Origin of the sequence: Streptomyces sp. 150FB (genome assembly GCF_000818195.1) — a bacterium.
Taxonomy (GTDB): domain Bacteria; phylum Actinomycetota; class Actinomycetes; order Streptomycetales; family Streptomycetaceae; genus Streptomyces.
Genome location: NZ_JTHL01000001.1, coordinates 2491136 through 2502512 on the forward strand (window position 1 = coordinate 2491136; position 11377 = coordinate 2502512).

Genomic DNA, 11377 nt, shown 5'->3' on the forward strand with positions numbered 1-11377 from the left:
GCTCCCGGCGCCCCGCCTCCCGCTGCCCCGCCTCGTGCTCGGCCACAAGCTCCTGCCCCCGCGCGAGCACGCCCTCCGGCAGCACGAGCGTGCCCGAGGCGAGGGCGACCAGGTCGACCCGGGCGCCGATCTCCCGCGCGAACTCCGCGAGCCGCCCCTGATCGGCCGCCGACCGCATGTCCACGAGCGCCACGATCACGTACCAGGGCCTGGGGTAGCGCTCGTGCAGCGCGCGGATGGTGTTCAGGACGGTGTTGCCGGTGGAGAACTCGTCGTCGACCAGGACCAACGGGCCCTCTCCGGCGAGCAGTTCAGGATCCTCGGGCAGCAGCAGATGCGAGGTGGCGTGCGAGTGCGCCTCCTCGAAGCCGCCCGCGCGGGCGACGCCCGCCACCGGCCGGCGGGTGGAGTGCAGGTACGGCGCGCCGTTCACCCCGTCCGCGACGGAGTGACCGAGCCCGGTCGCGGTCTCCGCGTACCCGAGCACCACGGCCCGCGCCACCTCGGCGCCGAGCAGCTCACGGACGCGCTCGCCGAGGGCGACGCCGGTGCCGTATACGACGGCCGGACTCTGCGGTACGTGTTTGCCCAGCACATTCGAGACAAGCAGATGGGCCCGCTTGGGGTTACGGCGCAGAGCGAGGCCCAGCAGCTCGCGGAGCCGCTCACCGCCGTCGAGTGCGACGCCCAGCCGCTCGGCGACCCACGTACCCGACCACACCATCTCCGCCTTCTCTCCCCTCACGGGTGACTCGGCCCGTCCCCCTCGTTCCATGCTCCCTCGTCCCGTACGCCCCGCACCCGCACCACCCGCACCACCCGCACCTTCCGCACCCGCGCTCCCCCGCCCGCTCACCGGCCGAGTCCGGCGCTGAGCAGGTCCACGAAGCCGATGTGCTCCCGCGCCACGCCGAAGACCTCGGCGCGCCGCAGGGTGCGCTCGGCCCAAGCGCGGTGCGGCTTCACCTCGTTCATCTTGTTCGTGTACGCCGAGCGCAGCACTCCGCCCCCGCCGCGCTCGGGCCGCAGGATGTCCTGCGCGTCGCTGAACTCTTCGTGACTGACCACCGACAGCGCGTGCACGGGCATGACGTGCGAGGGGTGGATACAGGTCTTGCCCTGGAGGCCGTTGGCCCGGTCCAGCTCGATCTCGCGCAGCAGGCCGTCCAGATCGTGTTCGATGAGCGCGGCACGCAGTTCCTCGGCCCGCCCTTCGAGGAACGGGCTCTGCCGCAACTGCGGCTTGAACATCCGCTCCTGCACGGGGAAGTACTCCCAGACGGGGCCCGTGATGGTGAAGCCCGTACCGTCGGCGCGCCCGAGGACGTTCACGACGTCCGCGATCACCCCCGCGACGATCCGGACGTCGTACGCCGTCATGTCGGGCGCCCGGCGCAGGCCGTACGCCGAGCAGAGGTCGGTGACGCCGAGCCGCAGGGCGAGCACGCGGTCGCGGTACTTGTCGACGGTGGCCGCGATGTCGGTGAGCGTGCGGGCCCTGGTCTCCAGGTGCATCAGCTCGGGCGATTCGAGCACCGGCATCGCGAAGAGCCGGCGGCCGGAGGCGGCCTCCGCCTCGGCGAGCGCCTCCAGGAAGGGCAGGCCGCGCTCCTGGGTGAACTTGGGCAGTACGAACCCGGACAGCAGCCGTCCCGCGTCGCCCAGCCTGCGCACGAGATCGGGTATCTGTTCCGCCTCCCGGACCCGGATGAACAGCAGCGGCAGCTCCGCCTTCCGGCCCGCGAGGTCGGTGAACTGCCGGACCAGGTTGGTCTCGGCCCCCTCGACCTCGCCGTCGTCGATCGAGTCCTCCAGGCAGAGCACCATGGACACGACGCCGCGCCCGGCCTGCTTCACGACGTCGTCGGCGAGGCTGGTCCGGGTGGCGGGGCTGTAGAGGGTGGCGCCCAGCGCCGCGGACAGCGTGGGCGCGGTGGAGTCCGAGGTGAACTCGCACGGCTCCTGATGGAAGAGTCCCGCGCGGTCAGCGAGTGGGATATGCCCGAAATGACGCATGTCGATCCCCTGTACTGCCGACGTGGCCGGTAATAGCCCATTGGGTCATGTGGCCGGTAATAGTACGTATGGACAGGTGCCCTGAGTTCCCGCGCGCATGAAATCCTGGTAACCCCTTCGCTACAGACGGCTGCCGCGGGCGTGACGACCGTGACCCGCGTTGTCCGGACGGGTGTCGGGAAGGCAGGATGACCCGCATGACGCACGCGATGCTGAAGGGCTCGAACGTCCCGCTCGACACCATGGCCGTACGAGCGGTGCTGCGCTGGTCGCCGGGCGCCGGAATCCCCGATGTCGACGCCTCCGCGCTCCTGCTCGGCCACGACGGCCGTGTGCGTTCGGACGAGGACTTCGTCTTCTACAACCAGCCCAGGCACCCCTCGGGCCTGGTCAGGAGACTGTCGAAGAAGCAGGTCTCCGAGGGGCTCACGGACACGGTCGAGGCCGATCTCGGCGCGCTGGACCCTTCGGTCGAGACGGTGGTCCTGGCGGCCTCCTCGGACGGTGCGACGTTCCGGCATGTGACGGATCTGCGGATCCTGCTGTACGACGCCGGCTCGGCCGAGGGCGAGCCGCTGGCGGTCTTCGACGTCCAGCCGGAGACCGGCGAGGAGACCGCGATCATCTGCGGTGAGCTGTACCGGCGGGGCGAGGCCTGGAAGTTCCGCGCGGTCGGGCAGGGATATCCGACCGGTCTGGTCGGTCTCGCCACGGCTTTCGGTATCTCCGTGGACGAGACGGAGGACATGGCCGAAGGCGCCGAGAGGGCGGACCTCGTCTCCGACTCCGCCTCCACTGTCATGGTCACCACGCCCGGGCCCACCCCTTCGGAGTCGCCGCTGCCCCCGCCGCCGGGCGAGCCGCCCACCGCACCGGCGTACGGCTTCCCGCAGCCGGCGTCGCCGCAGCCGCACCCGCAGTCCGCGTACGGCTATCCGCCGCCGGTCTCCCCGACCGTACCGGCGTCGCAGCCCGCGTACGGATACCCGCACGCCGCTTCGTCGCCGCCGTCGTCGGACGGCACCCAGCCCGCGTACGGCTATCCGGGGCCGGCCGCCGCAGCGGCGCCCGCGCCGGACCCGAACTTCCGACTGCCGCCGATGGGACCGCAGTTCGCCCGCGGGTGACCCGGCTGCCGCGATCGGTGGGCCGGCTTCCCGGCTCTCAGGTCTTCGACTTGTAGCCGCGCCCCCACTGGAGGCCCCAGCCGTACAGCCGGTCGAGGTCGGCCTGGAAGCCGTAGACGAACTTCATCTCGCGGCGCACGACCAGCTCGCCCTTCACGTTCTCCAGCGCGAACACCGCGCACGAACGGGCCTGTGGCGCCCGCTCGTCGAGCTCGATCTCGACCCGTGGTCCGTTGCTCGGGTAGAGCGTGACCTTGGCGTGCGTGCGGTCGAAGGCGGGCGTCTGGTCGTAGATATAGACGAAGAACAGCAGCCGCTTGATCGACTCCCGGTGGTCGAGGTTGACGAAGACCGTCTCGCCCGACGGTGCGCCGAACCGGTCGTCGCCGCTGAGCTTCACGAACGGCGGGCCGTTCAGGTCCCCGAAGAGGCCGCCCAGCGGCTGCACCACGCCCTTGGTGCCGTCGGTCAGTTCGTACATGCAGCCGAGGTCGAGGTCCACATTGACCACGCCCTGGGTGTGCGCCTGCACCACCTCGGGCTGGAAGAGCTTGAACGGGTGCCGGAGCAGCCTGCCGCTCTGCTTGGACCGTCCCTCGATGTCCGACGTACGCATCCGCCAGGACAGGTTGACCCGCATGTTGCCGGTGGCCGCGCCCTGCTTGGAGAGCGAGACCGTGGCGTGCCGCTTGGTCAGCTCGATGGAGTTGGAAGCCGAGCTGCCCGAGTCGAACTGCGCGGCGTTTCCTCCGCGCCACAGGTTGTCCCAGAAGGCCATGACCCACCCCACCTCAGTCCGTAGTCACAGCGGCCGGCTTTCCCCCGCGCCGTCCCGCTCAACAACGGGGCGGCCGGGAGGCTTCCGCCTCAGGCCGCCCCGATCCCGAGTGTGCCCGCTGTGGCGACGAGTTCACCCCTCCAGGACTCCCGGGCCGGGGGCAGGGGCCCCGGCGCCGTGCACTCCTCGTACCCCGGCTGTGCCTCCGGGGGACGCCTCAGACGGCAAGCGTCTCCTTGTCCTGCGCGTCCTCGCTCCCCGTGCCCCCGCTCGCTGCTTCGAGCGCCTTGTTCCGGCGGACGGACGACCAGAACGAGGCGGCGATCAGGACCACGCCCACCAGTCCTGTGACGATTTCGTTGATCGCGTACTGGATGGTGACCAGCAGGATCACCGAGAGCGCGCCGATCGCGTAGTGCGCGCCGTGCTCCAGGTACACGTAGTCGTCCAGGGTGCCCTGGCGGACCAGATAGACCGTGAGCGAACGGACGTACATCGCGCCGATGCCGAGGCCCAGTGCCATCCAGAAGATGTGGTTCGTGATGGCGAAGGCGCCGATGACTCCGTCGAACGAGAAGGAGGCGTCGAGGACTTCGAGGTAGAGGAAGAGGAAGAAAGCCGCCTTGCCGGCGAGCCCTATGACGGAGAGGTCCTTGCCTTCGGCCTTCGCCTTCTCCTCCTCTTCGTGCTCGCGTTCCTCGTCCTCCTCCAGCTTGTTCTCGAAGTGCCCCGAGAGGCCGCCGACAATGAGGTACGTGATGAGGCCGGCGACACCGGCGAGCAGCACCGTGGAGGATTTGTCCGCGTGGCCCGTGCTGGTGTGGGCGTTGGTGGCGACCGTCAGGGCGGCGATCACCAGGGCGATCAGCGCGATGCAGACGGACAGCATGTCGACCTTGCCGAGCTTGGCGAGGGGACGCTCCAGCCAGCCCAGCCACTTGATGTCCCGCTCCTCGAAGATGAAGTCGAGGAAAATCATCAGCAGGAACATGCCACCGAAGGACGCGATGGCCGGGTGCGCGTCGGTGACCAGGTGCTCGTAACGGGTGGGGTTGTCCACCGCGAGCTGGACGGCCTCGATGGGACCGACCTTGGCGCTGATGGCGACGATGACGACCGGGAACACCAGCCGCATGCCGAACACCGCGATGAGGACGCCGACCGTGAGGAAGATCTTCTGCCAGAAGGCATTCATCTTCTTGAGAATCCCGGCATTGACAACGGCGTTGTCGAATGACAGCGAGATCTCCAGCACCGACAGGATCAGTACGATCCCGAACGCCTCCCACCCCCATTGCCAGGCCGCGAAAGCGAGGCCGACCGCCGTAATGGCGAACGACCAGCCGAAGGTTTTCAGGATCACTGGCTACCCCATCTGATGATGAACGGGTTTTTCCCCCGCGCAGAGCTCTGCTTTACGAAACGTTGACCCCGAAGTCTAGAGCGATGCCGCGCAGCCCGGACGCGTACCCCTGTCCCACAGCCCTGAACTTCCACTCACCGCTGTGTCGGTACAGCTCACCGAAGATCATCGCCGTCTCCGTCGAGGCGTCCTCGCTGAGGTCGTAGCGCGCCAGTTCCTGCCCGTCGGCCTGGTTGACCACCCGGATGAAGGCGTTGCTGACCTGGCCGAACGCCTGGCCCCGATTTTCGGCGTCATGGATCGAGACCGGGAAGACGATCTTCTCGCAGTGCTCGGGCACCTGGGAGAGATCGACGATCAACGACTCGTCGTCGCCCTCCCCTTCGCCCGTCAAATTGTCGCCGGTGTGCTCGACGGAGCCTTCCGGACTCTTCAAGTTGTTGTAGAAGATGAAATATTCGTCGCCGAGCACCCTGCCGTTCTGGCAGAGGAGGGCGCTGGCGTCGAGGTCGAAGTCCGCTCCGGTGGTGGAACGCGCGTCCCAGCCGAGCCCGACCAGCACCTGGGTGAGATTGGGTGCGGCCTTGGAGAGGGAGACATTGCCTCCCTTGGCGAGTGTGACGCCCATGATGGTGAGTCCTCCCCGAGGTGATGAGGTGCTACGGCACGACGCGCCTGACGTCATGCCGAGTGATGCCCTTTGATGCTCCGTTCATGCCCCGTGGCGTGCAAGCCCCTGGGGATATCCGTTCCTGAGCGGTGTCCGGCGCCGCACATGGACGTGCGGCGCCGGACATCGGTGCGGGTACGTACGGCTCAGACGTTGACGCCGAAGTCCTGCGCGATACCGCGCAGCCCCGACGCGTAGCCCTGGCCGATGGCGCGGAATTTCCACTCGGCGCCGTTGCGGTACAGCTCCCCGAAGACCATCGCGGTCTCCGTCGAGGCGTCCTCCGTCAGGTCGTACCGCGCCAGTTCGTTGTTGTCCGCCTGGTTGACGACGCGGATGAACGCGTTGCGCACCTGGCCGAAGGACTGCTGACGGCTCTCCGCCTCGTAGATCGAGACGGGGAAGACGATCTTGTCGACGTCGGCGGGGACCGCGGCCAGATTGACCTTGATCGCCTCGTCGTCGCCCTCGCCCTCGCCGGTCGTGTTGTCCCCGGTGTGCTCGACGGATCCGTCCGGGCTCTTCAGGTTGTTGAAGAAGACGAAGTTCCCGTCATTGGTGACCTTGCCCTCGGCGTTCGCCAGCAGCGCGCTGGCGTCGAGGTCGAAGTCGCTGCCGGTGGTCGTACGGACGTCCCAGCCCAGACCCACGGTGACCGCGGTCAGGTTGGGCGCGGCCTTGGTCAGCGAGACGTTTCCGCCCTTGCTGAGGCTGACTCCCACGAGTCCTCCCTAAATGGTTTCCCGGGGCGCGCCGGCGACCGTGATCCGGCGCTGACCAAGCGTGGTCAGCGGTCGGCGTCGCGGGCCGCGCGCCCCTGGTGCGTTGGCATCGGATCAACGAGTGGATCCTAGTGACCGGTTCCCCGTCGCCGCGCTATTTACGGGCTTACGGGTCAAAGGGCGCGCACTTCAGGGTCTGAGCGCCCCCTGTGCTCCGAGTGCCCCGAGCGCCTCGACATATCTCGCGGTGTCCCTGGCGTCCGGCAGTGCGTTCACGACACTCCAGCGCACGACACCCTCCGTGTCGATGACATACGTTCCGCGCACGGCGCAGCCCTTGTCCTCGTCGAACACCCCGTAGGCCCGTGAGGCCTCCCCGTGCGGCCAGAAGTCCGACAGCAGCGGGAACTCCAGCCCCTCCTGCTCGCCGAAGACGCGCAGGGTGTGGATGGAGTCGTTGGAGACGGCGAGGAGCTGGGTGGTGTCGTTGACGAACGAAGGCAGCTCGTCGGCGAGGGCGCGCAGCTCACCCGTACACACGCCGGTGAAGGCGAAGGGGTAGAAGACGAGCAGCACGTTCCGGCCGTCGGCCCCGCGGAAGTCGCTGAGCCGTACGGTCCGCCCGTGGTTGTCCTTCAGCTCGAAGTCCGGGGCGGTGGCGCCGACCTCGATCACCATGGCCGCACGTCCTTTCTGCGGGCTTGTCGCGGGTACGAAGGGTCACCTTCCAGCCTACGCACCACGTGAAGGGCCCCCGCCGACGGAGGTCGGCGGGGGCCCTCAAGGCTGTTGGTACGGGCTGCTGCGGCTTGCGCGCTCGGATGCGGCGCTCGGGGTCAGCGCTTGGCCTTCGCCGCCCTGGGATTGGGAGTGACGAGCCGGCTTCCGGTCCAGTCCTTGCCGGCGTTGGCGCTCTTGGTCTGCGCCAGGCCCGCTGTCTGGGCGGCCTCGTTGATGTCGCTCGGCTCGACGTAGCCATCACGGCCGGTCTTGGGCGTCATCAGCCAGACCGCACCGCCCTCGTCGATCAAACCGATGGCGTCCACCAGCGCGTCCGTCAGGTCGCCGTCCTCGTCACGGAACCACAGGATGACGGCGTCGGCCACGTCATCGTAGTCCTCGTCGACGAGCTCCTGGCCGATGACGGCCTCGATGGACTCGCGGAGCTCCTGCTCGACGTCTTCGTCGTAGCCGATCTCCTGGACCACCTGTCCGGGTTCGAACCCCAGCCTTGCGGCAAGGTTGGTCCGTTCCTCCGCGTGGTCCGCGGTCGCGCTCACGGATTGCCTCCTGATCATGTTTCGGAAAATGCTTCAGCCGCGCGCGTACGCGGGGCATTGGCCGTAGTCCACACGGACCGGGCGGATCGCGCAAGTACCCGGCGGCCGAGACCGCCGAAACGGTGACGTTTCGGGCGGCTTCAGCGTATCTCCTGCCACTTCGCCACGGCCCCTGGTGACCTGCGTCATAGAGTTCCTCCTTCTTTGCCATGGTAAGCGGCTTCCGTACGCCATTCAGGGTCGATCGATCACACCGAACACGCGGACGGGTCGGGCGTAAGGTTGCGATTTGACCGATGCGGGGGTCACTTCCGTCCCGGGATTTCCCGGCGGGGCACGGGTTACCCCTCGGTAGAGATGACGTTTTCCATCATCGCGGTGGACGATGGAGTCGCTGTATGTGTTCATGCCCCGGGGCCCCTGGGAGGACACCCTCAGGGGGCCACCCAGAGACCCCCGACCCGACGAGCGAAGGAACAGCGTGGCTTCCGGATCCGATCGCAACCCGATCATCATTGGCGGCCTTCCCAGCCAGGTCCCGGACTTCGACCCTGAAGAGACCCAGGAGTGGCTCGACTCGCTCGACGCCGCCGTCGACGAGCGCGGGCGTGAGCGTGCCCGTTACCTGATGCTCCGATTGATCGAACGCGCGCGTGAGAAGCGTGTGGCTGTGCCCGAGATGCGCAGCACGGACTACGTCAACACCATCGCCACCAAGGACGAGCCGTTCTTCCCCGGTAACGAGGAGATCGAGCGCAAGGTACTCAACGCCACCCGCTGGAACGCCGCGGTGATGGTCTCCCGCGCCCAGCGCCCCGGGATCGGCGTCGGCGGCCACATCGCCACCTTCGCCTCCTCTGCCTCCCTCTACGACGTGGGCTTCAACCACTTCTTCCGGGGCAAGGACGACGGCAAGGGCGGCGACCAGATCTTCTTCCAGGGGCACGCCTCCCCCGGTATCTACGCCCGCGCCTTCCTGCTCGACCGGCTCAGCGAGGCGCAGCTCGACGCGTTCCGCCAGGAGAAGTCGAAGGCGCCGTACGGCCTGCCCAGCTACCCGCACCCGCGGCTGATGCCGGACTTCTGGGAGTTCCCGACCGTGTCGATGGGCCTCGGCCCGATCGGCGCGATCTACCAGGCGCGGATGAACCGCTACATGGAGGCCCGCGGCATCGCCGACACCTCCCGTTCGCACGTTTGGGCGTACCTCGGCGACGGAGAGATGGACGAGCCCGAGTCGCTGGGCCAGCTCTCCATCGCCGCGCGCGAGGGCCTGGACAACCTGACCTTCGTCATCAACTGCAACCTCCAGCGGCTCGACGGCCCCGTACGCGGCAACGGCAAGATCATCCAGGAGCTGGAGTCGCAGTTCCGCGGGGCCGGCTGGAACGTCATCAAGCTGGTCTGGGACCGCTCCTGGGACCCGCTGCTCGCCCAGGACAGGGACGGCGTCCTGGTCAACCGGCTGAACACCACGCCGGACGGCCAGTTCCAGACGTACGCGACCGAGACCGGCGCCTACATCCGGGACCACTTCTTCGGCGACGACCAACGGCTGCGCGCCATGGTCGAGAACATGACGGACGAGCAGATCCTGCACCTCGGGCGCGGCGGCCACGACCACCAGAAGGTCTACGCGGCCTACGCGGCGGCCAAGGCGCACAAGGGCCAGCCGACCGTGATCCTGGCGCAGACCGTCAAGGGCTGGACGCTCGGGCCGAACTTCGAGGGCCGCAACGCGACCCACCAGATGAAGAAGCTGACGGCCTCCGACCTCAAGGGCTTCCGCGACCGGCTGCACCTGCCGATCGCCGACAAGGAGCTGGAAGGCGGCGCGCCGCCGTACTACCACCCGGGCCGCGACTCGGAAGAGATCCAGTACATGCACGACCGCCGCCAGTCGCTGGGCGGATACGTACCGACCCGCGTGGTGCGCGCGAAGCCGCTGAACCTGCCCGAGGACAAGACGTACGCGGCGGTGAAGAAGGGGTCGGGCCACCAGTCGATCGCCACCACGATGGCGTTCGTACGGCTGCTGCGCGACCTGATGCGGGACAAGGAGATCGGCCGGCGTTTCGTGCTGATCGCGCCGGACGAGTACCGCACCTTCGGAATGGACTCGTTCTTCCCGAGCGCCAAGATCTACAACCCGCTGGGCCAGCAGTACGAGTCCGTGGACCGTGAGCTGCTGCTCGCGTACAAGGAGTCGCCGACCGGCCAGATGCTGCACGACGGCATCTCCGAGGCCGGCTGCACGGCCTCGCTGATCGCGGCGGGCTCGGCCTACGCGACGCACGGCGAGCCGCTGATCCCGGTGTACGTCTTCTACTCGATGTTCGGTTTCCAGCGCACCGGTGACCAGTTCTGGCAGATGGCCGACCAGATGGCGCGCGGCTTCGTATTGGGCGCGACCGCCGGCCGTACGACTCTGACCGGCGAGGGTCTCCAGCACGCGGACGGGCACTCCCAACTGCTGGCCTCGACGAACCCGGCGTGCGTCGCTTACGACCCGGCGTACGGCTTCGAGATCGCGCACATCGTCAAGGACGGGCTGCGCAGGATGTACGGCCCGGACAGCGAGGACGTCTTCTACTACCTCACGGTCTACAACGAGCCGATCCAGCACCCGGCCGAGCCCGCCGACGTGGACGCGGAGGGCATCGTCAAGGGCCTCTACCGCTTCAAGCAGGGCGAGAGCGGCTCGATCCCGGCGCAGATCATGGCGTCCGGGGTGGCCCTGCCGTGGGCCGTCGAGGCGCAGCGCATCCTCGCTGAGGAGTGGGACGTCGTCGCCGACGTCTGGTCGGCGACGTCCTGGAACGAGCTGCGGCGCGAGGCGATCGACGTGGAGCGGCACAATCTGCTGCACCCGGAGGAGGAGCAGCGCGTCCCGTACGTGACACGCAAGCTGTCCGGCGCGCAGGGTCCGTTCGTGGCCGTCTCCGACTGGATGCGGGCCGTTCCCGACCAGATCTCGCGCTGGGTGCCCGGCACGTACCAGTCGCTGGGCGCGGACGGCTTCGGCTTCGCGGACACGCGGGGCGCGGCGCGGCGGTTCTTCCACATCGACGCGCAGTCGATCGTGCTCGGGGTGCTCACCGAGCTGGCGAAGGAGGGCAAGGTCGACCGCTCGGTGCTGAAGCAGGCGCTGGACAGGTACCAACTCCTGGACGCTTCGGCGGCGCACCCGGGAGTAGAGGGCGGCGACGCGTAGCGCCTCGCGGCGGGCGGTCGTGGGTTTGGGCCTCCGGGGCCGCCGGCTTGTTCGTTTCGCGGACGGGCCCGGTGGCACCGGCGCTGGTTTGGCGTCCGGTGCCACCGGGGTCGTTTCGCTGACGCGGTTGGGGTGAGCGGCTCTTGGTTGCGGTTGTTGACGGGGGTCGCTCCGGGGTGGCATCCGGGATGGCACGATTTACGGCGT

10 protein-coding genes are annotated in these 11377 nt (G+C 68.4%); 2 read left to right on the forward strand and 8 right to left on the reverse strand.

Features of this window, described 5'->3' with window-relative positions; translation table 11 throughout:
* Together QR77_RS10405 and QR77_RS10410 are read right to left on the reverse strand one after the other, a co-directional pair.
* On the reverse strand, nucleotides 1-724 hold a 724-nt coding region (locus QR77_RS10405; RefSeq protein ID WP_040021154.1), incomplete at its 3' end, for a phosphoribosyltransferase domain-containing protein.
* 128 nt (nucleotides 725-852) lie between these two features.
* Nucleotides 853-2016: an HpcH/HpaI aldolase/citrate lyase family protein gene (locus tag QR77_RS10410; RefSeq protein WP_040021155.1), complete on the reverse strand. Its 1164-nt coding sequence runs from the start codon at nucleotides 2014-2016 to the stop codon at nucleotides 853-855.
* Nucleotides 2017-2204: 188 nt separating this feature from the next.
* Between QR77_RS10410 and QR77_RS10415 the strand changes: the two genes are divergently transcribed.
* Nucleotides 2205-3143 carry a TerD family protein gene (locus tag QR77_RS10415; RefSeq protein ID WP_078876594.1) on the forward strand — a complete coding sequence of 313 codons (939 nt, stop codon included), beginning with the start codon at nucleotides 2205-2207 and terminating at the stop codon, nucleotides 3141-3143.
* A gap of 37 nt (nucleotides 3144-3180) precedes the next feature.
* Here QR77_RS10415 and QR77_RS10420 read toward each other — a convergent pair whose 3' ends face one another.
* From QR77_RS10420 to QR77_RS10445, 6 genes are all read right to left on the reverse strand, one after another.
* Complete coding sequence (locus tag QR77_RS10420) at nucleotides 3181-3921, reverse strand: Tellurium resistance (RefSeq protein WP_040021158.1); 741 nt, start codon at nucleotides 3919-3921, stop codon at nucleotides 3181-3183.
* A 217-nt stretch (nucleotides 3922-4138) separates the two neighbouring features.
* Entirely contained in the window at nucleotides 4139-5284 is a 1146-nt protein-coding gene (locus tag QR77_RS10425; protein ID WP_040021159.1) for a DUF475 domain-containing protein, read from the reverse strand.
* Nucleotides 5285-5336: 52 nt separating this feature from the next.
* On the reverse strand, nucleotides 5337-5912 hold the full coding sequence (locus QR77_RS10430; RefSeq protein ID WP_040021160.1) for a TerD family protein: 576 nt from the start codon (nucleotides 5910-5912) through the stop codon (nucleotides 5337-5339).
* 188 nt (nucleotides 5913-6100) lie between these two features.
* The gene (locus tag QR77_RS10435) at nucleotides 6101-6676 is read right to left on the reverse strand and encodes a TerD family protein (protein WP_040021161.1); all 576 of its coding nucleotides are present in this window, start codon (nucleotides 6674-6676) and stop codon (nucleotides 6101-6103) included.
* 189 nt (nucleotides 6677-6865) lie between these two features.
* On the reverse strand, nucleotides 6866-7354 hold the full coding sequence (locus tag QR77_RS10440) for a peroxiredoxin (RefSeq protein WP_040021163.1): 489 nt from the start codon (nucleotides 7352-7354) through the stop codon (nucleotides 6866-6868).
* Between the two features lie 158 nt (nucleotides 7355-7512).
* Nucleotides 7513-7956, reverse strand: a complete 444-nt coding sequence (locus tag QR77_RS10445; protein ID WP_040021164.1) for a DUF3052 domain-containing protein — start codon at nucleotides 7954-7956, stop codon at nucleotides 7513-7515.
* A gap of 481 nt (nucleotides 7957-8437) precedes the next feature.
* Here QR77_RS10445 and aceE point away from each other — a divergent pair, with 481 nt between their 5' ends.
* The gene (aceE, locus tag QR77_RS10450; protein ID WP_040021166.1) at nucleotides 8438-11170 is read left to right on the forward strand and encodes a pyruvate dehydrogenase (acetyl-transferring), homodimeric type; all 2733 of its coding nucleotides are present in this window, start codon (nucleotides 8438-8440) and stop codon (nucleotides 11168-11170) included.
* Nucleotides 11171-11377: the final 207 nt, after the last annotated feature.

Coding starts and splice junctions, on each gene's coding strand:
- QR77_RS10410 (WP_040021155.1), bottom strand. CDS start 2,016: ATGCGTCATTTCGGGCATATCCCACTCGCTGACCGCGCGGGACTCTTC.
- QR77_RS10415 (WP_078876594.1), top strand. CDS start 2,205: ATGACCCGCATGACGCACGCGATGCTGAAGGGCTCGAACGTCCCGCTC.
- QR77_RS10420 (WP_040021158.1), bottom strand. CDS start 3,921: ATGGCCTTCTGGGACAACCTGTGGCGCGGAGGAAACGCCGCGCAGTTC.
- QR77_RS10430 (WP_040021160.1), bottom strand. CDS start 5,912: ATGGGCGTCACACTCGCCAAGGGAGGCAATGTCTCCCTCTCCAAGGCC.
- QR77_RS10440 (WP_040021163.1), bottom strand. CDS start 7,354: ATGGTGATCGAGGTCGGCGCCACCGCCCCGGACTTCGAGCTGAAGGAC.